Origin of the sequence: Brachybacterium halotolerans, assembly GCF_016623465.1 — a bacterium.
In the GTDB taxonomy this organism is placed as follows: Bacteria; Actinomycetota; Actinomycetes; order Actinomycetales; family Dermabacteraceae; genus Brachybacterium; species Brachybacterium halotolerans.
The window spans coordinates 1-21,280 of sequence record NZ_JAEDAJ010000018.1; the positions used below are offsets into that span (position 1 = coordinate 1).

The 21,280-nt window shown below is 71.4% G+C and carries 21 protein-coding genes; 7 read left to right on the forward strand and 14 right to left on the reverse strand.

Annotated features, from left to right (window positions below):
• Positions 1–91: 91 nt before the first annotated feature.
• The 5 genes from I8D64_RS16545 to soxR all read right to left on the reverse strand — a co-directional run bounded on the left by I8D64_RS16545 (position 92) and on the right by soxR (position 4,465).
• Positions 92–1,705 carry a carbohydrate-binding domain-containing protein gene (locus tag I8D64_RS16545; RefSeq protein WP_200503884.1) on the reverse strand — a complete coding sequence of 538 codons (1,614 nt, stop codon included), beginning with the start codon at positions 1,703–1,705 and terminating at the stop codon, positions 92–94.
• A gap of 103 nt (positions 1,706–1,808) precedes the next feature.
• Positions 1,809–2,630, reverse strand: coding sequence for a VTC domain-containing protein (locus I8D64_RS16550; RefSeq protein ID WP_200503885.1), 822 nt, complete (start codon positions 2,628–2,630; stop codon positions 1,809–1,811).
• Positions 2,627–3,331, reverse strand: coding sequence for a DUF4956 domain-containing protein (locus tag I8D64_RS16555; RefSeq protein WP_200503886.1), 705 nt, complete (start codon positions 3,329–3,331; stop codon positions 2,627–2,629). Before I8D64_RS16555 ends, I8D64_RS16550 begins: the two co-directional genes overlap by 4 nt.
• A gap of 149 nt (positions 3,332–3,480) precedes the next feature.
• Complete coding sequence (locus tag I8D64_RS16560) at positions 3,481–3,933, reverse strand: VOC family protein (RefSeq protein WP_200503887.1); 453 nt, start codon at positions 3,931–3,933, stop codon at positions 3,481–3,483.
• A 22-nt stretch (positions 3,934–3,955) separates the two neighbouring features.
• Positions 3,956–4,465: a redox-sensitive transcriptional activator SoxR gene (gene soxR / locus I8D64_RS16565; protein WP_200503888.1), complete on the reverse strand. Its 510-nt coding sequence runs from the start codon at positions 4,463–4,465 to the stop codon at positions 3,956–3,958.
• An 82-nt stretch (positions 4,466–4,547) separates the two neighbouring features.
• On the opposite strand from soxR, the gene I8D64_RS16570 reads away from it, so the two are divergent.
• Entirely contained in the window at positions 4,548–5,420 is an 873-nt protein-coding gene (locus I8D64_RS16570; RefSeq protein ID WP_246483126.1) for an MBL fold metallo-hydrolase, read from the forward strand.
• Positions 5,421–5,452: 32 nt separating this feature from the next.
• On the opposite strand, the gene I8D64_RS16575 is transcribed toward I8D64_RS16570, so the two are convergent.
• The 8 genes from I8D64_RS16575 to I8D64_RS16610 all read right to left on the reverse strand — a co-directional run bounded on the left by I8D64_RS16575 (position 5,453) and on the right by I8D64_RS16610 (position 13,783).
• On the reverse strand, positions 5,453–5,980 hold the full coding sequence (locus tag I8D64_RS16575) for a P-loop NTPase family protein (RefSeq protein WP_200503889.1): 528 nt from the start codon (positions 5,978–5,980) through the stop codon (positions 5,453–5,455).
• 11 nt (positions 5,981–5,991) lie between these two features.
• Complete coding sequence (locus tag I8D64_RS16580) at positions 5,992–6,399, reverse strand: VOC family protein (RefSeq protein ID WP_246483127.1); 408 nt, start codon at positions 6,397–6,399, stop codon at positions 5,992–5,994.
• 28 nt (positions 6,400–6,427) lie between these two features.
• On the reverse strand, positions 6,428–8,449 hold the full coding sequence (locus I8D64_RS16585; RefSeq protein ID WP_200503890.1) for a GMC family oxidoreductase N-terminal domain-containing protein: 2,022 nt from the start codon (positions 8,447–8,449) through the stop codon (positions 6,428–6,430).
• Positions 8,436–9,290 (reverse strand): carbohydrate ABC transporter permease, encoded by an 855-nt coding sequence (locus I8D64_RS16590; protein ID WP_200503891.1) that lies wholly within the window; start codon positions 9,288–9,290, stop codon positions 8,436–8,438. Before I8D64_RS16590 ends, I8D64_RS16585 begins: the two co-directional genes overlap by 14 nt.
• 2 nt (positions 9,291–9,292) lie before the next feature.
• Positions 9,293–10,129: a carbohydrate ABC transporter permease gene (locus tag I8D64_RS16595; RefSeq protein ID WP_200503892.1), complete on the reverse strand. Its 837-nt coding sequence runs from the start codon at positions 10,127–10,129 to the stop codon at positions 9,293–9,295.
• Positions 10,130–10,192: 63 nt separating this feature from the next.
• Positions 10,193–11,491 carry an ABC transporter substrate-binding protein gene (locus I8D64_RS16600; protein WP_200503893.1) on the reverse strand — a complete coding sequence of 433 codons (1,299 nt, stop codon included), beginning with the start codon at positions 11,489–11,491 and terminating at the stop codon, positions 10,193–10,195.
• A gap of 150 nt (positions 11,492–11,641) precedes the next feature.
• On the reverse strand, positions 11,642–12,685 hold the full coding sequence (locus I8D64_RS16605; protein ID WP_200503894.1) for a LacI family DNA-binding transcriptional regulator: 1,044 nt from the start codon (positions 12,683–12,685) through the stop codon (positions 11,642–11,644).
• 315 nt (positions 12,686–13,000) lie between these two features.
• Positions 13,001–13,783, reverse strand: coding sequence for an ABC transporter ATP-binding protein (locus tag I8D64_RS16610; RefSeq protein WP_200503895.1), 783 nt, complete (start codon positions 13,781–13,783; stop codon positions 13,001–13,003).
• A 158-nt stretch (positions 13,784–13,941) separates the two neighbouring features.
• Here I8D64_RS16610 and I8D64_RS16615 point away from each other — a divergent pair, with 158 nt between their 5' ends.
• The 6 genes from I8D64_RS16615 to I8D64_RS16640 all read left to right on the forward strand — a co-directional run bounded on the left by I8D64_RS16615 (position 13,942) and on the right by I8D64_RS16640 (position 20,766).
• Positions 13,942–14,997 (forward strand): Ldh family oxidoreductase, encoded by a 1,056-nt coding sequence (locus I8D64_RS16615; RefSeq protein WP_200503896.1) that lies wholly within the window; start codon positions 13,942–13,944, stop codon positions 14,995–14,997.
• Positions 14,997–15,995, forward strand: a complete 999-nt coding sequence (locus I8D64_RS16620) for a proline racemase family protein (RefSeq protein ID WP_200503897.1) — start codon at positions 14,997–14,999, stop codon at positions 15,993–15,995. Before I8D64_RS16615 ends, I8D64_RS16620 begins: the two co-directional genes overlap by 1 nt.
• Before the next feature lie 112 nt (positions 15,996–16,107).
• Entirely contained in the window at positions 16,108–16,737 is a 630-nt protein-coding gene (locus I8D64_RS16625; protein ID WP_200503898.1) for a P-loop nucleotide/nucleoside kinase family protein, read from the forward strand.
• Between the two features lie 9 nt (positions 16,738–16,746).
• On the forward strand, positions 16,747–18,228 hold the full coding sequence (locus I8D64_RS16630) for an amidohydrolase family protein (RefSeq protein ID WP_200503899.1): 1,482 nt from the start codon (positions 16,747–16,749) through the stop codon (positions 18,226–18,228).
• 133 nt (positions 18,229–18,361) lie between these two features.
• On the forward strand, positions 18,362–19,495 hold the full coding sequence (locus I8D64_RS16635) for a phosphodiester glycosidase family protein (RefSeq protein ID WP_200503900.1): 1,134 nt from the start codon (positions 18,362–18,364) through the stop codon (positions 19,493–19,495).
• A 5-nt stretch (positions 19,496–19,500) separates the two neighbouring features.
• Complete coding sequence (locus I8D64_RS16640) at positions 19,501–20,766, forward strand: bifunctional glycosyltransferase family 2/GtrA family protein (RefSeq protein ID WP_246483128.1); 1,266 nt, start codon at positions 19,501–19,503, stop codon at positions 20,764–20,766.
• Positions 20,767–21,012: 246 nt separating this feature from the next.
• Here I8D64_RS16640 and I8D64_RS16645 read toward each other — a convergent pair whose 3' ends face one another.
• On the reverse strand, positions 21,013–21,255 hold the full coding sequence (locus I8D64_RS16645) for a hypothetical protein (protein WP_200503902.1): 243 nt from the start codon (positions 21,253–21,255) through the stop codon (positions 21,013–21,015).
• Positions 21,256–21,280: the final 25 nt, after the last annotated feature.

A 21,280-nucleotide genomic window follows, 5' to 3' on the forward strand; every position in this document is an offset into this window, starting at 1 on the left:
ATTCTGGTTCGCCACGCTCTCATCGTGTGGGGCCACCGGCCCCAGGACGCCGCGTCGGCCGCGCAGGCCGCTGGGGCAAGCGAGCCGGGCGTCAGGAGTCGGTCGTCGAGGACGCGGAGTCCGTGCTCGCATCGCTGCTCTGCTGGTCGGGAGGCGTGCCGCCCTGGCTGCCCTGACCGCCCTGGTCGCCGCCCATGCCACCCGCCTGCGACTGCAGGTCGTCGGCCGAGGTGATCTCGGTGCCGTTCGCCGTGAGCGTCGCCCCGTCGAAGGTCACGTCGCCGTTCGCGTCGACGGGGGAGTCCCCGCCGTTGTCGGCGCTCGTGATGGTGATGTCTCCGCCGGTCAGCGAGATGGAGCCATTCGAGTCGAGGCCGTCGTAGTCGGCGTCGATGGTGACGGTGCCGCCGGAGATCGACAGCCACGAGCCGTCGTCCTCCTCGCTGCCCCCGCCCGGGCCCTGCTGCTGGGCGTCGGCGCTGTCCGTCGCGCTGCTCGAATCCGTGGAGTCAGCCGAATCCGTGGAGCCGGTGGAGTCCGACGACTCCTCCGCCGCGGCCTCCTCCTCGGTGGTCGCGGCGGTGGAGTTGATGCCGTCGTCCGAGGCCGTGATGTCCACGGTGCCGCCCTCGATCATGACGTCGTTCGCCTCGAGGCCCTCCTGGGACTTCTCGATGGTCAGCGTGCCGTCGGCGATCTCGATCGCCTGTTCGGCGTCGATGCCGTCGTCGCCGGCGTCGATGGTGAAGCTGCCGGCGGTGATGAGCACCCAGCCGCGGTCCTCGTCCTCGTAGTTGTCGGACTTGATGGCGTCGCCGCCGCTGGTGATGTCGAAGGTGCCGCCGGTGATGTCCACGTAGTCCTTGCCGCGGATGCCGTCGTCGGCCGCGGTGACCGTGAGGTCGCCGCCGACGATCGCGAGGCCGTCCTTCGTGGAGATGCCGTCGTTCGTGTTGCCGGTGACCGAGAGCGCGCCGCTGCCGGCGATCGTGAGATCGGAGGCCGAGGCGATCGCCGCGACGGGCGTCGCGTCGTCCGCGACCTCGTAGTCCGAGCCGTCCTCGACGGAGTTCTCCGTGCCGTCGGCCAGGTACAGGGTGGCCTCGTCCGCGCTGGTCACGGAGATGCCGGGGCCGCTGCTCGAGGTGATCGAGGCGTCGTCGAGGATGATCGTGACGTCCTCGTCGTCCGGGGCGTCGACGACCAGCTGGCCGTCGCTCAGCGACCCGGAGACCCGGTAGACGCCGCCCTCGGTGATCGTCACGGTCGAGCCGTCGACGCTCACTCCCGAGGAGTCGGAGGTCGACCCGTCGTCGGAGAGGGTGATCGCCTGCTCGTCGGCCTCGTCCCAGTTCAGGTCGTCCTGGTCGTAGTGGGTGTCGAGGGTGGTCAGGTCCAGGCTCGAGAGCATGTCGTTGCTCGCCGAGGTGCTCGAGCTCGAGGTGGTGCTCGCCGCCGCCTCGCTGCTCGAGGAGGCGCCGGTGACCGCGGTCGCCGCGCCGCACGCCGCGAGGGCGAGGGTCGCGGCGCCCGCCGCCACGGCGGTCATGGTCCGACGGATGCTGCGCGCGCTGCGGCCGCGTCTGCGCCCGGTCGGCGGAGCGGTGGGCGTCGGCGGGGCGGCCGACGCCGGTGCTGACGCCGACGGGGCGGGGGTCGCGGACTCGGTGGTCGACGGGTTCTCGGGGGTGTGCTGGCTGGTCATGGTGATCGTGTCCTCTCGCGGCCGGGGGCCGTGGTGATGGCTGAAGGAGTCGTGGTGGTGGGAGACGTGCTGACGGCTGGTCCTGTGGTGATGCGGGGCCTCCTCACGCCGCCCGCTGCGCCGGCGAGCGGACCTTCTGGAGGGTGCGGTGCCAGCGGTTCGTCGGCAGGCGCGGGTCCAGCAGGGCGAGGCCCGTCGCGAACTTCGAGATCCGCACGGGGCGGTGTCCGTCGGCCCAGAGCAGACGGTCGGCGCGTCCCGGCCGGGTGCCCGCCTTCGTCTCGATGACGACGAGGTTCTCGAGGTCGTAGCCGGGCAGCGGCGCGGTCGCGGCGTGCCGGCCCGTGCCCGTCGGGCGCTGCGTGCCGGGGATCTCCCAGCGCAGGTCGGCGTCGATCGTCACGCGGCTCTCCTCGCCGGTGACCAGGAGCGTCGTGCGGTCGTAGCGGGTGGTGAGCACCGGCCCGAGCTCCCCGTCGAGGGTGCATCCGGCGCTGTCGAGCGCGGTGTCGACGAACTCCCGGGAGGTGCCCTCGAGAGGGCCGGCGGACGGGTCGCCCTCGGATCCGGCGGGCAGCGGGATCCGCTGCTTGGAGGAGCCCCCGCGTCCGGTGGCGGTCTTCACCTCGAGGAACGCGGTGCCGGAGTCGACGTACTCGCGGCAGCGGATCTTCGCGCGCCGGCGGCGCCTGCCGGCCGCGGCGCGGAAGGTCGCGAGATCGGCGGTGTCGTAGTAGGTGGAGGCGTAGCGGAAGGTGCGCCGGCCGGCGATCTCGAGGACGCGCACGCTGCCGTCGAGCTCGGAGAGCAGCATGTGCACGGTCTCGCGGGGCACCAGGTACTTGCGGTCCACGCGGGTCATCAGGCCGGCGCGCTCGGAGATCTCCTCGAGGCCCACGGCGGGGAGGCTGCTCAGGCTGGTCATCGCGCGACCCCCTGCACGTGGCGGGAGGCGTCGGCCCGCGCGTCGGACGGGGCGTCCGACGCGGCGACGGGGGAGGCCATGCTGGTGCGCCCGACCGAGGCGCTCGAGCGCTCGTCGGCGCTGGCCTCGATCGGCGCGGCGGCGCCCGCCGGGCGCTCGCCGGTGAGGCGGTAGCGGACGTCGACCGTGGTGGTGTCCGAGACGGTGTCCAGTCGCTGCACGCTGAGCGAGGTCACGCGGCCGCCGAGCATGCGGGAGAGGTGCGCGCGCAGCTCGTCCTCGTCGGCGATCGCGCGGTCGACGACCACCACCTGACGGCGGTGCGCGGCGAGCAGCGCGGGATGGTCGACGAGGGTCATGGTGAGGACGATGAGCGCCATGAACGCCGCGCCCATCCAGGCCGGCGTGACGGACAGCCCGCCCACGAGGCCGAGGGCCAGGAAGGCGAAGTAGTAGGCGATCTCGTGCTGCGCGAGCTCGTCGGAGCGCAGGCGGATGATCGACAGGACGCCGAACAGGCCCAGGCCGATCCCGGCGCTCACGGCCGAGTTCGCGAGCAGGGCGGAGACGGCGAGGACCCCGACGTTGATGCCGAGGAACGCGACGACGAGGTCGCGTCGGCGATGGCGGGGCCAGTAGATGCCGAAGGTCAGGGTCGCGGCGGCGACGAGATCCAGGGCGTACAGGGGGATGGCGGACATGACGTGTGCTCCTCGATGATCGGTATGACATCGAGAATCCGGTCCGCTCCTGTGGAGCCCCTATGTCCACCCTGTCGCGGGTGTATGAGAGGTGAACACCCGGGCGGTCCGGGGTGACAGTCCTGGTCAGAGGCTGATGAGCGTGGTCCTCATGCGACGATCTCCATCTCGAACCCCTGTGCGTTCTCGAGGAACAGGGCCGTGTGCTCGGGGCCTCCCGCGTGCGGATAGGCCTCGGCGAAGAGCTCGGACCACCCGTGCTCCGGGGTCTCCTCGCGCAGACGGTCGAGCGCGTCGAGGGCGGAGCCCGCGGCCGCGCCGTCGGGCTGCGGGAGGTGCAGCGCGAGGTGGTTCAGGCCCGGCCGCATGCGGTCGTGGACCTCGCCGACGACGGCCGGGGACTGCTCGAGCACCACGTACACCCCGCTCGGGTGGCGCCAGATGCGGCCCGCCGGCCAGTCCGGATCCGACTCGCCCGTCCAGCCGAGCGCCCCGAGCAGCCAATCGAAGGACGGCGCGGCGCCCGCGAGGTCGTGCGTCCACAGCTCCACGTGGTGCAGGGGCTGAGGCGCCGGTGAGGGGCGGTCGGTGGGCTGATCCATGGGGTGAGCGTACGGGGAGCCCTCACTCCTCGTCGGGGTGCGGGAACACGCGGCGCGCGCCCGGGCCCGATGCCCCGAGGGCGTCGTCGGGGTTGTAGATCGCGCACTGGCGCATGGAGAGGCAGCCGCAGCCCACGCACATCGAGAGCCCGTCGCGCACCTGCTCGAGCTCGCGGATCCGCCGGTCCAGCCGCGGCCGCCACTCGCGGGCGAGCCGCGCCCAGTCGCGCTTGGTGGGCGCGTGGTCGGGCGGGAAGCGCGAGAAGGCCTCGGAGATCTCGGCGAGGGAGAGGCCGACGTGCTGCGCGGCCTGGATGACGGCGATGCGGCGCAGCACGGTGCGGGCGTAGCGCCGCTGGTTGCCCGAGGTGCGCTCGCTGGTCAGCAGCCCGCGGGACTCGTAGTGCCGGATCGCGCTGGTCGCGACGCCCGCGCGCTCGGCGACCTCCCCGATGCTCAGTCGCTGCTCGGGCGAGGCGTGCGCCCCCGAGGACTCGTCGCGGAAGGCGCGGTCGGTGCGGTCGGCGGTCATGCGAGAAGTCTGCGCCGCGAAGCCCTTGACTTCAAGTGGACTTGAGGTCAGAAGGTGATGGTCTTCAAGGAGAGGCCTGATCATGACCCGGAACGTCAGCACCATCGACCACCCCGAAATGCTCGACGCGCACGCCGCCACCCGCGGGCTCCTGCAGTGCGCCACGTGCGGCGTCGAGTACGACGCGAAGGATCATCCCGACATCTGCCCGATCTGCGCGGACGAGCGCCAGTACCTCCCCGCCGACGGGATCCAGCACTGGGCGGACCCCTCCCGCTACGCCGGGCCGCTCGAGCTCGTCGAGCTCGAGCAGGGGCTGTTCGCGCTGCGCGACGTGGAGGGCGTGGGCATCGGGCAGGAGGCCAACGTACTGGTCACCGAGCACGGCAACGTGATGGTCGAGGTGCCCGCCGCGATCACCGACTCCGCGATCGCCGCCGTCCGCGACCTCGGGCCGATGCGGGCCATCGTCCCCAGCCACCCGCACATGTTCGGTCTGCAGTCGGCCTGGTCGAACGCGCTCGGGGGCGTGCCGGTGTGGGTCTCCCGGGCCGACGCCGCCTGGCTGGGCCGGACGCCCGCGCGGATCCATCTGTGGGAAGGTCAGGAGCAGGTGGTCCCCGGGGTCACGGCGGCCCAGCTCGGTGGCCATTTCCCCGGCAGCGCCATCGTGCACTGGACAGGGGGCGACGGGCGCGGGGTGCTGCTCTCGGGCGACACCATCGCGCCCAACCCGGACGGTCACACGCTCGCGTTCATGCGCTCCTACCCCAACCGGATCCCGCTGTCCGGGCCCGTCGCGCTGCGCGTCGCCGAGGGCGCCGCGCGCTTCGACTTCGACCGGCTCTACGGGAACTTCGCGGGGGCCGTGCTGCAGGACGCGCGCGAGGCGGTGCTCGCCTCGGCCCGTCGGCATGCGGCCTGGGCGAGTGGGGAGCACGACGAGCTGACCTGAGGCGGCTTCACCTGCACGGCCATGTGGCTGGATCAGTCCGGCCGGGGGAACCGCAGGCGGTCGAGGATCGACGCGACCGCAGCATCGACGGACATCTCGCTCGTGTCGAGCCGGAGGTCGGACACGATGCGCATGCGTTCGTCAGCCCATCCCGCATGCATCTTTGCGAGGAAGTCCGGATCCCGTGAAAGGCCTCGGGTCGGATCATCCTGCGCGCGTCGCAGCGCAGTGGTGAAGGGGGCTTCCACGACGACCATGAACACGGGAGTGCCGTCGGGGATGCTGCGCTGCACGAGGTCGAGTTCGTCGAGGCTCCCGGGCCCCTCGGCGACCACCACGTCGAGTCCTGCCTGCAACCAGCGGCCCGTGACCATCGCGAAGATCGCGTGGGCGTCGGACCAGTCCGGAAGGGTGGGGCGGGTCATGTCGGCGATCTGATCGAGTTCCACGAGCGCCGCCGCGCGTTCCTGTTCGCGAAGTGCATCGACGAGCGCTCGAGCGGTTGTGCTCTTGCCGCCGGCGAGGGGGCCGATGATGAGGACGAGCTGGGTCCGCGACATCTCCGTGTCGTTCAGTCCGGCCGCACGGCGCTCAGACAAAAGGGGTGGCCGACGGGGTCGAGCATGACCCGCCAGCGTGCGGGATCGGGCTGCGTCGGAGCTTCGACTCCGCCGATCGCGAGGACCACGCGCGAGGCGGCGTCGAGGTCATCGGCGGCGAGATCGAGGTGCATCTGCTGGTGCTGCGGGCCGTCCGGCCACTGCGGGGCGACATAGTCGTCGGCCCTCATCAGGGTGATCATCGGGCCCGCCCCCGCGAGGGAGACGACGGATCCGTCGGGAGTCGCGAAGGCTTCCGCGAGGCCCAGCAGCGAGCAGTAGAAGGGCGCTAGCGCGCGCGGATCCGGGCAGTCGATCGAGACCGAGGCGAGCGGGGCGATCGCGGAAGGGACGTCGCCAGGCGCGGGCATGGGTGTCATGTCTCCACGGTATTCCCATCTTGTCATGTCACCTCGCCGCGGCACCTTCGCTAATGCGCAGAGAGTTGGCCAGGATGGTGAGCACGGGATTGACCCCGCCGTTGGTCACGTGCGTCGAGCCATCGGCCACGAAGATGTTCTCGTGCCCCCAGACATGTCCGTCGGGTGCCGTCACGGAGGTGCTTGCGCTCGACCCCATGCGGCAGGTTCCCGCCTGATGCTGTCCGCCGCTCGGTGGCGTGGGACGGTGCATGGGCGGCATGGGGACCACCCGCGATGCTCCGGTTTCTTCGAGCCAGCGAGCAGCAAGGCCGGTGAGCATGTCGCGACCTCTGAGGTCTTCGGGGTGCAGACTGCCGCTGAGTCTCACTGTGCTGCGCCCCAGTGCATCGACTCGGCCCGGATCCAGCCGCACCCTCGCCCCTTCTGTGGTCACCTCCTGGATCGGCCCCATGACGCGACCAAAACGGAGCATCGCGCGCTCCATCTCCGCCGAGCCCAGGGGAGTCCCGCTACTCACCAAGCCAGTCTCGAGCAGATAGCGCTGAGTGCTCGCCGGGGTGGGGACGAACTCATTGGCGAGGATCCCCCCGCCGATGATCCCCTCATTCCCGTGGCGGTAATCCGCGGTGGAGATGTCCGGCCCCGGGCCCCTGAGGTCCACGACCTCGTCGTCGAACAGTGCGGAGGCCCCTCCATAGGCGTGTCCTTGCAGGTGCCGGCCGACGTGATCCGTGTCGTTGCCGAGCCCTGCCGGATGATCTTCCGTCGCGCTGTCCAGCAGGAGGCGCGCGGACTCGATGGCCCCTGCGGCGAGCACGACGGTTCCGACGCGCACTGTGCGGCGCCAGATCCCGGGGCTTCCTTCGGATCCGGCGAGTTCGACTGCGCACGCTCTGCCGCCCGGACCGACCTGGATACGGGTCACCTGGGTGCCCGTGAGGATCGTGGCGTTCCCGCTCGCGGCGGCGCGTGGGAGGGTGGTGTTGTGGCTCCCGGCCCGCGCGGCCACTGGGCATTCGAACCCGACACACTGCGAGCAGCGGATGCACGCGGCGCGGCCGTCTCGACTCTGCGAGTTGATGAGGAGCGGGACGGGCTGGGTACCGATGCCCAGCCTCTTCGCAGCTTCGGCGAGCAGGTGTCCGAGGCGCGACGGCGGGAGCGCCGGCATGGGCAGAGGCGCACGGCGAGGTCCTGCCCATGGGTCGCTCCAAGGGCCGCCGCTGACACCGAGCATCTGCTCCACACGGGTGTAGTACGGCTCGAGATCGTCGTAGCTGATGGGCCAGTCGGCGAGAGAGCTTCCCCTCGGGACGCCGTAGGTCGAGGCCATCTGGAAATCCTGGGGAGAGAATCGCCAGGCCTGAGCGCCATAGACTCGCGTCCCGCCGCCCAGGGTCATCGCGTTGTTGCTCCACGCGCTCTGTCGGGCATGCACCTCGCGTGCTCGAGCGTCGCCCGCCGGGACCCGGCGGGTCTCGGAGTCGGCGCCCGGTCCGGACAGGGGAAACAGACCGGTGGCGCTGCGCGCAGTGCGGAGGTGATCTCGCAGCAGCGTCCGGGGCGCAGGGTACGAACCCCGCTCCAGGACGAGCACCTGAAGACCCGCCTCCGCGAGCGTCTGCGCGGCCATCCCTCCTCCTGCGCCCGTTCCGATCACGACTGCGTCGTAGCTCGCGGCGAGCGCATCGGGGCCGGAGAGATCCTCGGGGCGCAGGAGAGAGGGAGGAGTCGAGTTCGTCGGGGGCGGTGACCATGTCGACACGAAGGGCGCGAGGACCTGCGAGACGCGGTCGTGCTGCAACCCGTTCTCGTAGAGCATGTCGCCTATCAGCGCCTTCATGCTGGAGGAAGAGGCCGCCCCCACCTCGGTGGCTCCCTCGGAGCCGTGCCCGGTGAGAGCCTGGACCCACCCGGTGCGATCCGAGGCGTCGAGATCGATGATCCTCCGGGCGAGGTGCTGGACGAGCTCCGGGCGGGCCAGAGACGGGTCGAGAGCGGAGGTGATCTGCTGGTGGAGGAGCGTGCTGGGGTCACTGGCCTGCAAGAGAGCCCCCGATCCCACCGACACTGAAGTACCGGTTGAGGAGCGCGAAAATAATGATGGGCGGAGTCATCATCACCACGGCACTCGCCATCACGGGCCCCCAGTCGGTCGCGTTCTGCTGGAAGAAGGTCTGCAGGCCGATGGGGAGCGTGAAGTGCGAATCGGTCCGCAGGAAGACGAGTGCTATCAAGTAGTCGTTCCAAGCCAGCAGGAACGCGTAGATCGCGGTCGAGAGCACCCCTGGAAGCGAGTTGCGCAGGACGATCCGCACGAACCCTCCGAAGATCGAGCAGCCGTCGATCCACGCGGCTTCCTCCAGTGAGGACGGGATGGAATCGAAGTACGCGGCCATCATCCAGGTGGCCACCGTCAGCGACGACGCGACGTAGATGATCGTCACCCCGACAAGAGAATCCACCAGCTGCACCCGGGAGAAGAGGATGAACAGCGGGATCACGAAGATCACCACGGGCAGCGCCTGGACCACGAAGATCCCCAAGGAGAACGCGGAGACGGCACGAGACCTCCCTCGGGAGATGACGTAGCCCGCGGGCGCCGCGACCATCACTGAGATCAGCGTCGCGGCGAGAGTCGCCACCAGGCTGTTGCGCAGCCACACGAGGAGGTTCGTGTCGCTGAGGACGTACGCGAAGGACTCAAGGCTCATGCCGCGCGTGGACGAGGTCGTGAGGGGCCGGAAGGCGAGTCCCACCACGACGAAGATGGGGATCAAGCACACGATGGCGGCGATCGTGAGGAGCGCAGGGCGCAGCGCGGCCCACGGGGTCTGCCCTGATCTGCGGGGCCGGGGGAGGGTACGGCGGCGTGACGCTGCGGTCATGGTCAGTCCACCTTTCGGATGCTGCGGAAGAGTGCCAGGGAGATGGCGACAAGCGCCGCGGTCATGATGAATGCCACCCCGACCCCGTATCCGGGCTGGAAGGACTGGAAGACCGTTCGGTATGCCAGCACCACCAGCGAAGTCGTGGCGTCGACGGGCCCGCCTCCCGTGAGGAGGAAGACGGTCGGGAAGTCGTTGATGGTGAACATGGACATGAGCACCCAGCTGATGTAGGTGGACTTCGCCGTCAGCGGGAGCGTCATCCGGGTGAGCGTGGCCCAGCGCCCGGCGCCGTCGACGGTCGATGCCTCGTACACCGACGGGTCGATGCCTTCCATGGCCGCGGACATCATCAGGAACATGAAGGGGAAGCTGATCCAGACCTTGAACACGCAGACGATCGCCACCGCCATCGTCGGATCGGCGAGGAACAGGACGTCCGGAAGGCCTATCGCCGCGAAGAGTCGAGGCAGCGGGCTCTCGGCGGTGGCGACGAGCCAGTTCCAGCTCATGGATGTCACGACCACGGGGACGACCCAGGGCAGGAGGAACGCCACCTTCAGGACCCCTCGTCCGCGGAACGGCTGCTTGAACGCCAGGGCGAGGGCATATCCGATGGCCCAGCTGCCGAGGACCCCCGAGACCGTGAAGAGGAGAGTGAAGCGCACAGCCCTCCAGAACAGAGGGTCGGAGAGGATCTCGGTGAAGTTCTGCAGCCCTACGAAGTCACCGGGGTCCAGCAGATTCCCGTCTCGCAGAGATTGCGAAGCGGCATAGACGACGGGATAGGCGTTGACGACGACCATCAGCACGAGGGCCGGCGCAGCGAGCGCGGTCATTGTCAAGCCGCGTGAGCGTGGGGTCATAAGCGGGGCTCCGGAGGTTCTCGGGGAATGCGGGGGTCAGACGAGCTTCTCGAGCTCGGTCTGCAGTGTCTGCAACATGGCTTTCGGCGCTGTCTTGCCCTGGACGACCTGCTGGACGAACGAGGCGGCCGCCTTGCCGCCGTCCACCGAGTTCAGGGCCCCGAAGGCAGCGGGGGCCTTGGCGCCCAGGGTCTTCCCGATCGGCTGCCATTCCTTGATCGCCGTCACGAGGTTCGGGTTGGAGGTGATCATCTCGGACGACGCGAGACGCTGGGTGACCGGGAGGTCGATCATCACGTTCTCAGTCCAGAACGTGTCGGTCCGGGTCGCCCACCAGGCAGCGAAGGCGTCACTCGAGGCCTGATCGGGGGTGTCCGCGTACAGCATGATCGCGTTGATGTAGTAGATCGTCCCCTTGGAACCGCTCGTGCTCGCAAGAGGACTCATGACCTTCAGGTCTGCGGAGACCGGGTCCTTCATCTGCTTATCAAGACCTGTCTGCCCGAAGCCCATCGCGATGCGGCCGCTCGCCCAGTCCGAGTCGAGATTGTCCGCGGTGTAGCTCGCCGCCCGCGGGTCGATGATGCCCTCCGCCACCATCTCGAGCACGAACTCGAGTGCTTCGACGTTGGCGTCATTGGTCGCGTCAGGCTCTCCGTCTTCCGTGAAGAGGCCGCCGCCGTTGTTGATCAGGAGGGCGAAGATGCTGTGCTGGGCGTCGGTGGTGCTGCTCCCCGCCGCGAGACCGAAGCCGATCTTTCCGGCGGCCTTCAGCTTCTTGCCGACCTGCACGTACTCGTCCCAAGTGGTGGGCACGGACGCGCCGACGTCCTCCAGCATCGACTCGCGGTACCAGAGGACCCGCAGGTCCAGGCCCCAGGGGATCCCGGCATACCCCTTGTCCGTCTTCATCGCGTCGAGCAGCCCGGGGAGGAAGTCCGCCTTGCCCTCCTTCTCCAGCAGGGCGACTGCGCCGTCAGCAGGGACCACGGAGCCCTGCTCCATGAAGAAGAAGGGCTGGAACGAGGCCCCTGTGCTCACGGACGGTCCGGTTCCGGAGGCGACCGCCGAGGTGAAGGTCTGGTACCAGTTCGCCCACGGAATCGACTGGTAGGTGACGCCGCGATGTCCTTCGGCGGGCGTGTACTCCCCGGCGATCTTCTGGGCGGTCTTGGTGTACGCGGCGCCCGTACCCCAGACCATGTCCCACATGACGAGGTCGTCTGTGCCCGAGCTCGCTCCCGAGGACCCGCAGGATGCGAGCGGAGTGATCGCAAGCGCCGCACCTCCGGCCAGAAGGTTTCGTCGGCTGAGAACGCTGTGGTGCATCGGCATGGCTGCTCATCTCCATTGAAGGCAACTGTCGGATTAGAACGCCCCAGGGGAGGAACGTAACCGGTTGCGTTCAGGAACGTTAAGCCACAACGGCGTGATGGTCAAGCAGCTTGCTCGCGCCGTCGAGGGGCGATCACCCCACCACGCATCTCAGGAGAGGGTCGATCCCCTCACGCGCAGTCGGGTCGCGGATCCTGAGGCGACACCCACGGGTTCCACGGTCGGCGTCATCGAGTCGAGATGGATCGGTTCCCCGTACACGGCCTCGATCAGTGCGCGAACCCAGCGTCGACCCGTCGCCTGCACGTCGTGCTCCAGCGCCGTGATCGTCGGCTCCGACAGCAGGCACAGATCCGAGCCGAGCCAGGAGACGACGGCGACGTCGTCCGGCACTCGGAGCCCTTGCTCGTGGAGCAGGGCGATCGTCTGGATCGCGGCGAACTCGTTGTCCACGACCACTGCATCAAGGTCGTGCTCCCGCCGCAGCCGCAGAGCCGCGCGTGAGGACGACTCGGCATCGAGGGTCGAGGACTCGACGACGAGAGCGTCGAACTGCGATCGCCATCCATCGATCGCACGCCTGCGATGCTGAGTGGCCACGAAAGCTGAAGGGCCCGCGACCCAGCCGATCCGGCGGCTGCCGGCACCACGCAAGTGCCGGAGGATCGCGCACACGCCCTCCTCGTCCTCGGGAGGGACCGCTGTCGCGCCGTGGAGGTCTGCATCGCGCGGAGAGATCACGGCACTGGGCACCCCTGCCTCGGCGAGCCGCGCAAGGCGGCTGTCGTCCCTCTCGACGTCGGTCACGAGCACTCCATCGACCCGGCGCGAGGCGAACCACTCGTCGAAGACGTCCAGCTCCTCACCGACCGAGCCGACGAGCTTCAGCACCAGGCTGTACGGCGTCGACGACAGCTCGATCTGGGCCCCTATGAGGAGATCCATGAAGTAGGGATCGATAGTCGCGGACTTCTCGGTGCGCCGCACCACCCATCCCAGCGCCCCCGCCTGGGCCTTCGACAGGGAGCGGGCTGTGGCGTTCGGACGCCACCCCCTCGCCCGTGCCAGCTCCACGACCGCCGCGCGCGTCGACTCCGAGACCCCTGGCCGATCGGTGAGGGCGCGGGAGATCGTGGTCTTGCTCGTTCCCAACTCTCGTGCCAGGTCTTCCATGGTGACGCGTCGGATTGCCATACCCGAGTATCTCCCCGGGAAGCACGCAGACCGGACTCGGCCTCAGAACACGGGCACTGCTGCACGCGACTCGGCGGCCCGGATCCGCCCCGGCAGCGCCACGCGCGTCCACGCGGGACATCGATCCTGGGAGCATCTCGCACCAGATGCCTGATGCGGCACGGCCCTACGGGTCGGGTCCCGGCGGCGGGCTCGCCAGTGAGGATAATCCGCCTCCTTCCGCCGGAGAACGAGCCGCCCGGTACCACGGATCGTCCCTGGGCGAGCTGAGCACGGTCCCGCGCTCGCCCACGTGCGGGAGAGGGGGCGACGCCCTCAGCGGAAGCGCTGCACGGCGAGCGGGGCGCTCGCCGCGAGGTCCCGGATCGCCGGGTGCTCGGTGCTCGCGAGCACCTCGTGCATGGTCCCGCGGGCGAGGATGCGTCCCTGGCCGAGGAAGGCGACGTCCTCGCACAGCCGCTGCAGCAGCTCGAGATCGTGCGAGGCGATGAGCATGCCCACGCCCAGCTCGCTCGCGCGCGAGCGCAGACCCGCCGCGATCTCCCCGCGCATGCCCGGGTCCACCGCGGTCAGCGGCTCGTCGAGCACGAGGATCCCGGGGCGCGTGGCCAGCGCCGTCGCGAGCGCGACGCGCTGCAGCTCCCCGCCGGAGAGCGAGCGCAGCGTGCGGCCCTCGAAGCGGGGCTCGAGGCCGACGGTCGCGAGCATCTCGACCACCGACACGGCGTGCGTGCGGCCGCCCTTGCGCGCCTCGCGCGCGGCGTTGCCCAGAGCCCCGGCGACGCTCGCCCGAGGATCGGTCACGGTCATCGCGTACTGGGAGACGAAGCGGACGTCGGCCGTGAACGCCTTGCGATGCGCGCCGCGCAGCCGGGAGACGTTCCTGCCCTCGTACATGACCTGGCCCGACGTCGGCTTCAAGACCCCGCGCAGCGCGTCGATCAGCGTCGTCTTGCCCGCGCCCGACGGCCCGAGCAGGCCCGTGGGCGCCTGGCCCGAGCGGATCTCCAGGTCGATCCCGTCGAGGACCCTCTGGCCCGGGTAGCCGGCGTGGACGTCGGAGGCGATGAGGGCGGTGGACGAGGCGGAGGAGGCCATGATCGCTTTCTGTCGGGTGCGGGTGCGGGTGCGGGTGCGGGTGCGGGTGCGGGTGCCCGACCTCCGGCACTGTAGCGATGGAGGCTGGGGCCGGGTCGGGAGCGTCGAACGCCGGACGCCCCGGAGCCGAGCGCGCCGCTCCGATAGCGTGGACGACCATGACCTCGAGCTCCGCGTCTTCCGGCCATGCCGCACCCGCCCCGACCCGTCGCCTCACCCTGGCCGAGCTGACGGACCTCTGCCGTGAGGCGGTGCGCGCGGCCGGCGGATCCGCCGAGGTCGCCGAGTCCCTGGCCGCGGCCGCTGTCTCCGCCGAGCGCCGCGGCAAGTCCGCCATCGGCGCCGCCCACCTGCCCGACTACCTCGACGGCCTCCGATCGGGCCGGATCGCGCCCGACGCCCGCCCCCGCGTGACCGCGCCCCGCCGGGCCGTGATCGCGGTCGACGCCGACTGCGGCACCGCCCAGCTGGCCTTCGACACCGCCGAGGACGCACTCGTCGCGGCCGCCCGGGACTGCGGCGTCGCGGTCCTGTCCGTGCGCGACGCGTTCACGGCCGGCGAGCTCGGCGACTACGCGACCCGCCTGGCCGAGCACGGACTCGTGGCCGTGACCGGCGCGAACTCGCCCGCGCTGATGGCCGTGCACGGCGCGAGCCAGGAGGTGACCGGCACCAATCCGATCGCCTTCGCCCTCCCGCACCCGGAGGGCCCCCGTATGTTCGACCAGGCCACGAGCGAGACCGCCTGGGTGAAGATCCGCGACGCCGCCGAGGACGGCTCCTCCATCCCGGAGGGCTGGGCCCTGGACCCGGAGGGCGAGCCGACGACCGACGCCCGCGCGGCGCTCGCCGGCGCCCTGCTGCCCTTCGGCGGCGTGAAGGGCGGGAACATCGCACTCATGGTTGAGATGCTCGCGGCCATGTCGGGAGGCTCGTTCTCGCTGGACGCGGCGCCCTTCGACTCCGGCGATGCCTCGCCGAGCCTGGGCATGTTCGCGATCGCCATCGACCCGTCGGCCTTCGCCGATGACTACCCGCAGCGGGCCGAGGAGCACCTGCGCCGACTGCGCGAGGAGCATGGCGTGGACTTCGGACGGCGCAAGGCCGAGGTCACCGAGGTCGAGCTGCCCGTCGCCCTGCTCGACGACCTCGCTGGGACGGGGGCGACCGCTCCCGCTGCGCCCAGCCCGGTCGCCCCGTCGGAGGGCCGCTGATGCGCGCGCGCCGTCTGCTGCAGGCCGTCGACACGCACGTCGAAGGCCTGCCGGTGCGCGTGGTCACCGGGGGAGTGGCCGCGCTGCCCGGCGACACCATGGAGGAGCGCCGTGCCCGCTTCGTCGCCGAGCACGACGACCTGCGCACCCTGCTCATGTGCGAACCGCGCGGCACCGGGTGGACGTCCGGCGCGATCCTGCAGCCGCCCACCCGCGAGGACGCCGACTGGGGAGTGCTGTTCATCGAGGTCACCGGCGTGCTGCCCATGTGCGGGGCGGGCACGATCGGCGTCGCGACCGCTCTCGTCGAGACCGGCATGGTCGAGGTCACCGAGCCCGTCACCCGCATCCGCCTGGACGCCCCGATCGGTCTCATCACGGCCGACGTCGAGGTGCGCGACGGGCGGGCCCGCGCGGTGACCATCGCGAACGTCGCCTCCTTCGCGCACGCCCTCGATCAGCCCATCGACGTCCCCGGATACGGGGAGGTGACGGTCGACATCGGCTTCGGCGGGAACTTCTACGCGGTCCTCGGCGCCGACGCGCTCGGGCTCCGCGTCGAGCGCGAGGCGTCCGGGGACCTCATCCGGGCGGGGAGCTCGGTGATGGACGCGGTGAACGCGCAGATCCTGCCGCGCCATCCCGGCACCGGCTACGAGGGCTGCGAGCACACGATCCTGCTGGACCCCGCCTCGGACGCGCGCGGGGCGAAGCACGCCCTCGTCAACCACCCGGGATGGATGGACCGATCGCCCGGCGGCACCGGCACGAGCGCGCTCATGGCCATCCACCACGCCCGCGGGGACCTGGGCCTCGAGGAGGACTTCGAGAGCACGTCGATCCTGGGCACGTCCTTCACCGGTCGCCTGGTCGGGACCACCCGCATCGCCGGGACGGAGGCCGTGCTGCCCACGATCACCGGCAGCGCCTGGCTCACCGCCCTCTCGCAGATCGTCCTGGACCCCAGCGACCCGTTCCCGGCCGGCTTCACCCTCTGAGTCGCCGACGGGCTCGGTCCGTCGGCCGGCTCGGCCGGCTCGGCCGATTCGGGCGAACCGGCGGGCGCGACCGACGGGTGACCGGACGCGCCACCCTCTACGCTCTGTGGGCATGAGTCCCGATCGACCCTCGCCCTCCCGCCTCTTCCTCCTCGTCGGCCCGCCGGCCGTCGGGAAGCTCAGCATCGCCCGCGAGATCGGGCGGCGCTCGGGCGCGATCGTCGTGGACAACCACCTGGTCAACAACGCCGTCTTCGTGCCCATGGGCCTGGATCGCGGGGGCAGGGACCTCGCCGACACCGACGCGCTGCGGGCGCGGGTCCTGGACGTCGTGCTCGAGGCGACGCTCGCCGCCCCCGCGGGCCTCTCGCACGTCTTCACCAACTGGCTGCCCGAGGATCCGGACAACGCCGCCCACGTGCAGCGCCTGCGCGATCTCGCCTCCCAGCGCGGCGCGCGTTTCGTGCCCGTCTGGCTCACGGCGTCGGCCGACGAGCTCTCCGCGCGCGTGGACTCCCCCGAACGGGCGGAGCGCTCGAAGCTCGTCGACGCCGGCGTCCTGCGCGAGCTGCTCGCGATCCCCTCGCTGCCCGCCCCGTCGGACGCGATCGAGGTGGACACCTCGCAGATGAGCGTCGAGCAGGCCGCCGCGCACATCCTCGAGTCCTCGCGCGTCCCCGACCCCGCGCACGTCCCCGAACACTCGCGCCCTGCCGGACCCGCGCACGGCGCCGGGGCATAGCCTCGGGGCATGACTCCTGCGAGCTACGTCCCCGCCCCCACCGCCGCCGGCTCGCTCGTCCTCGCGGACGTCGCCGTCGTCGACCCCGCGAGCGGCGAGGTCACCGCGCACCAGGACGTGCGGCTCGAGGGCGAGCGCATCGCCTCCGTCGCGGCGCACGACGACCGCCCCGAGGGCAGGACCGAGGACGCGGGAGCCGCCGCGTCGCCGCGCGTCGTCGACGCCTCGGGCCTGTTCGTCGTCCCCGCCTACGTCGACGCGCACGCGCACCCGCTGAACGATCCCGAGGACGTCGACGCGACCTACGCGCTCATGCTCGCCGCAGGCGTCGCCGGGTACCGGCAGATGTCCGGCAGCGACGAGCTGCTGGCCCGGCGCGCCGCCGGCACGCTGCGCAGCCCGGAGGGCTCGCCCCGCCTGCTGGGCCTGCCCGGCGACCTGCTCACCCCGATCACCGCGCCCGACGCGAAGGGCGCCGCCGCCACCGTGCGCCACCAGGCAGAGCGCGGCGCCGACTTCATCAAGGCCGGCTTCACCAACCGCAGCACGCTGCTCGCCGCGATCGCCGAGGGCAAGGAGGTCGGCCTGGACGTCGTGGGCCACGTGCCCGACGACATCGACGCCCGCGAGGCCTCCGAGGCGGGCATGCACTGCATGGAGCACCTGGGCACCGGCGTCTCGCTGTACGCGGCGTCCTCGCGGCGCGAGCAGCAGGTGCGCAAGAACGCCGGCGGCGTGCCGAGCCTCCCGCGCATCCCCGGTCTCGCCCCGATCGCGAACCGGATCTTCCAGCCCTTCCTCATGAAGCTCGTGGTCAATCCCGTGGCCCGCACCAGCGAGAAGACGGCCGAGAACTACCGGCTCGTGGACCGCACCTTCGACGAGCAGCGCGCCGAGTCCCTCGCCCGCCTGCTCGCGGCCAACACCACCTGGCAGTGCCCCACGCTGATCCGCGTGCACACCCAGCAGTTCCCGGGCACGCCGCGCCACCGCGACGATCCCCGGAAGCGGTTCATCGCGCCCGACGTGCTCGCGGTGTGGGAGTCGGTCACCGACACCTTCGAGGAGCTCCCGGCGCCCACGCGCGAGGCCCTCGCCGAGCACTGGGAGGCGCAGCTGCGGATGACCCGCGTGCTCGCCGACGCCGACGTCCCGATGCTCACCGGCACCGACTCCAACGGCGCGAGCTGGGTGATCCCGGGCCTGGGTCTGCACGACGAGTTCGCTCTGCTCGCCGAGGCCGGGGTGCGCCCGACGTCGGTCCTCCGCGCGGCGACCAGCGACGCCGCCCGCTTCTTCGGCCGCGAGGACCGGGCCGGTGCGGTTCGCGCGGGCTTCGAGGCGGACCTCGTGCTGCTGGGCGGGGACCCGACGGCCGACGCCGCTGCGCTCGCCGACGTGCGCGGCGTCGTCCGCGACGGCGCCTACCGCGACCGCGTCGCGCTCGACGAGATGCTCGAGCGCCTCGCCGCCCGCCCGACGGCCCGCTGAGCCCGGGGTGCTGACCCGCTGAGCCCGGGGTGCTGATCCGCTGAGCTGCTGAGCCGGGGCCCGCCGGGCCGCACAGCACCCCCACAGCCCGCCCGAGGCTCCGGGCACAGTCTGCGCGCCGACTCTATGGCGCATGAACGCACCCCACGCACCCACCCGCGACCCCGGCGAGCATCCGCCGGGTCAGCTCTCGCCCGACCAGCCGACGTCGGATCGGATCCCGTCGGACCCGTCGGTCCCGGCCCAGCCCCCGTCTGACCCGCCCCCGTCGGACCAGCCCCCGTCGGACCAGCCCTCGTCGGCCCAGCCCCCGGCGGGCCGACGCACCCATCGCGGGCGCAGCGTGATCCGCCGTCGCGTACTGCTGGGCTCGGGCGTCGCCCTGCTCGCCGGCACCGGCGGCTCCGCGGCCTGGGCCTACGACCGCTTCCTGCGGGAGAAGGTCGAGGTCTCCGACGTCTCCGCCGCCGAGTCCGAGGCCGGCACCGCGCAGACCGCGGCGCTCGCGACCGACGGCGAGTACTCGAGCACCGGCTACACGTCGTCGACCACCACGATCACCCTCACGCAGACGGAGACCGGCAGCGGCTCCGAGGCCCTGGCCTGGTACGCCGCGGAGATCGAGATCGACGACGCGACGATCGTCCGCTCGGCCTTCGCGCAGGACGAGTTCGGCCAGAACATCACCGCCGAGCCCAGCGAGATGGCCTCGGACAACTCGGCGGTGCTCGCCATCAACGGCGACTACTACGGCTTCCGCGACACCGGCATCGTCATCCGCAACGGCGTCTCCTACCGCGACGAGCCCGCCCGCGACGGCCTCGTCTTCTTTACGGACGGACGCATCGAGATCTACGACGAGACCACCACCAGCGCCGACGAGCTGCTGGCCGACGGCGCCTGGAACACCCTCAGCTTCGGCCCGGCCGTGCTCGAGGATGGGAAGGTCCCCGACGGCGTCGAGGACGTCGAGATCGACACGAACATCGGCAACCACTCCATCCAGGGCGAGCAGCCGCGCACCGCCATCGGCGTGATCGGCGAGAACCACCTGGTCTTCCTCGTGGTCGACGGCCGCTCCGAGGGGCACTCGCGAGGCGTCGGCCTCACCGAGCTCGGCGAGATCCTCGCAGACCTCGGTTGCACGAGCGGCTACAACCTCGACGGCGGCGGCTCCTCGGTGATGATCTTCGACGGCGAGATCCTCAACGAGCCCTCGAACGGCGGCGAGCGCGCCACCTCCGACATCCTGTACGTGGCCGGGTGAGCGCGATGGTCACGATCCGCCCGCACCTCCACCCCGACACGGCTCCCGCCCGTCCCGAGACTGCTCCCGCCCGTCCCGGAGCATCGCTCGCACCGACCGAGCCGGCCGCTCCGACCGAGCCGGCCGCTCCGGCCCGCGCCGTGGTCCTCATCCCTGCGCTCGCCCCCGCGCGTCCGCTCGTGGACCTGGTCGCGCGGCTCGCCGCCGACGACATCGACGTGCTCGTGGTCGACGACGGCTCCGGACCCGACTACGAGGTCGTCTTCGACCGCTGCGCCCTCGAGGGCGCCGAGGTCCTGCACCTGCCGGAGAACCGCGGCAAGGGCGGCGCCCTGCGCGCCGGCATCGCCCACGTGCGCACCACCCGCCCCGGCAGCGGCGTCGTCACCGCCGACGCCGACGGCCAGCACACCCTCGCCGACATCCGCCGCGTGCGCGACGTCCTCGACGGGATCGAGGCGTCGGCCGCTGGGGCGGTGCCCAGCTGGTCGGCCGACGGGGGAGTGTGGCCAGGGTCGGCCGGTCCTGCCGCTTCGGCCGCGCCGTCGGCGCCGACCGCAGCGTCCGCGCCCCGCACGGACCTCGTCCTCGGCGTGCGCGGCTTCGACCGGTCCGAGGTGCCGCTGCGCTCGCGGCTGGGCAACGTGGTGAGCTCGTGGGTGCTGCGCCTCGCCTCCGGCGCGCGCCTGCGCGACACGCAGACGGGCCTGCGCGGCCTGCCCTTCTCGCGCCTGGCCTGGGCGGAGGGGATCCCCGGCGACCGCTACGAGTACGAGTACTCGATGCTCGTGCGCGCCGGCCGCGAGGGCATCGGCCTGCACCAGGTGCCGATCGAGACCGTCTATCTCGACGACAACGAGGCCAGCCACTTCCGGCCCGTGCGGGATTCGCTGCGCGTGCTCGGTCCCGTGGTCGCCTTCATGGGGTCGGGGCTGTTGGCCTTCGCCCTGGACACCCTGCTGTTCCTCGCGGTCTCCGCGCTCGGCGCTCCCGTGTGGCTCGCCCTCGCGGCGGCACGGGTGCTGAGCGCGAGCGGGAACTTCGCCCTGAACAGGCGTGTCGTCTTCGACGGCGGGGCCGACGTCCCGCTCGGCAGGGCAGTCGTCCGGTACGGGGTGCTCGCCGCCGTCGTGCTCGGCGCCGGGGTGCTCCTCGTCGACGCCCTCGTGGGCCTCGGGGCATCGCTGCTGGTCGCGAAGGTGACGACCGACCTGGCGCTGTTCGTGCTCAGCTTCCTCGCCCAGCGCCTGGTGGTCTTCGGGCGGAAGTGAGGGCGCAGCTGAGGGTGCAGAGCGGCGAAGGCGGGAAGGTGGCCAGGTATCGGGGAGGCGATGCCGGTCAGCTGGGTCGCTCCTGTCACCGAGCGGCATATATGGGACGTCTCTGCCACCGGTGGCAGAGACGTCCCATATATGCCGGTGGACGACATGCCCCCACCCCGTCGGCTCCCCATCGGCCCCCGTCGGCCCCCCATCGGCTTCCCGCCGCTCCATGGCGCCGCCCGGCCGCCCGGCGGATCAGTCGCGCGGAGCTCGGGAGCGCACCGCCTCGATGATCCGCAGCACGAGCAGCACCACCACGAGCGCGAGCAGCAGCCAGTACTTCGTGGCGACGGCGGCGACCCCGGCGATCACGAGCGCGGCGACGTAGACGATGTCGACCACGCGGCCCGAGACGCCGAGGAATCGCGAGCCCCATCGTCCGCGCAGCAGGCGGAGGGCGAGCAGGCCCAGGATCAGGGCGATGGCCAGGTACTTCACGTGAGGATCTCCCGCGGTCGGTTCC

What these genes read in the sequence shown, in the direction of transcription:
- I8D64_RS16545 (WP_200503884.1), bottom strand. Translation starts at nt 1,705, where the DNA reads ATGACCAGCCAGCACACCCCCGAGAACCCGTCGACCACCGAGTCCGCG.
- I8D64_RS16550 (WP_200503885.1), bottom strand. Translation starts at nt 2,630, where the DNA reads ATGACCAGCCTGAGCAGCCTCCCCGCCGTGGGCCTCGAGGAGATCTCC.
- I8D64_RS16555 (WP_200503886.1), bottom strand. Translation starts at nt 3,331, where the DNA reads ATGTCCGCCATCCCCCTGTACGCCCTGGATCTCGTCGCCGCCGCGACC.
- I8D64_RS16560 (WP_200503887.1), bottom strand. Translation starts at nt 3,933, where the DNA reads ATGGATCAGCCCACCGACCGCCCCTCACCGGCGCCTCAGCCCCTGCAC.
- soxR (WP_200503888.1), bottom strand. Translation starts at nt 4,465, where the DNA reads ATGACCGCCGACCGCACCGACCGCGCCTTCCGCGACGAGTCCTCGGGG.
- I8D64_RS16570 (WP_246483126.1), top strand. Translation starts at nt 4,548, where the DNA reads ATGACCCGGAACGTCAGCACCATCGACCACCCCGAAATGCTCGACGCG.
- I8D64_RS16575 (WP_200503889.1), bottom strand. Translation starts at nt 5,980, where the DNA reads ATGTCGCGGACCCAGCTCGTCCTCATCATCGGCCCCCTCGCCGGCGGC.
- I8D64_RS16580 (WP_246483127.1), bottom strand. Translation starts at nt 6,399, where the DNA reads ATGACACCCATGCCCGCGCCTGGCGACGTCCCTTCCGCGATCGCCCCG.
- I8D64_RS16590 (WP_200503891.1), bottom strand. Translation starts at nt 9,290, where the DNA reads ATGACCGCAGCGTCACGCCGCCGTACCCTCCCCCGGCCCCGCAGATCA.
- I8D64_RS16595 (WP_200503892.1), bottom strand. Translation starts at nt 10,129, where the DNA reads ATGACCGCGCTCGCTGCGCCGGCCCTCGTGCTGATGGTCGTCGTCAAC.
- I8D64_RS16600 (WP_200503893.1), bottom strand. Translation starts at nt 11,491, where the DNA reads ATGCCGATGCACCACAGCGTTCTCAGCCGACGAAACCTTCTGGCCGGA.
- I8D64_RS16605 (WP_200503894.1), bottom strand. Translation starts at nt 12,685, where the DNA reads ATGGCAATCCGACGCGTCACCATGGAAGACCTGGCACGAGAGTTGGGA.
- I8D64_RS16610 (WP_200503895.1), bottom strand. Translation starts at nt 13,783, where the DNA reads ATGGCCTCCTCCGCCTCGTCCACCGCCCTCATCGCCTCCGACGTCCAC.
- I8D64_RS16615 (WP_200503896.1), top strand. Translation starts at nt 13,942, where the DNA reads ATGACCTCGAGCTCCGCGTCTTCCGGCCATGCCGCACCCGCCCCGACC.
- I8D64_RS16620 (WP_200503897.1), top strand. Translation starts at nt 14,997, where the DNA reads ATGCGCGCGCGCCGTCTGCTGCAGGCCGTCGACACGCACGTCGAAGGC.
- I8D64_RS16625 (WP_200503898.1), top strand. Translation starts at nt 16,108, where the DNA reads ATGAGTCCCGATCGACCCTCGCCCTCCCGCCTCTTCCTCCTCGTCGGC.
- I8D64_RS16630 (WP_200503899.1), top strand. Translation starts at nt 16,747, where the DNA reads ATGACTCCTGCGAGCTACGTCCCCGCCCCCACCGCCGCCGGCTCGCTC.
- I8D64_RS16635 (WP_200503900.1), top strand. Translation starts at nt 18,362, where the DNA reads ATGAACGCACCCCACGCACCCACCCGCGACCCCGGCGAGCATCCGCCG.
- I8D64_RS16640 (WP_246483128.1), top strand. Translation starts at nt 19,501, where the DNA reads ATGGTCACGATCCGCCCGCACCTCCACCCCGACACGGCTCCCGCCCGT.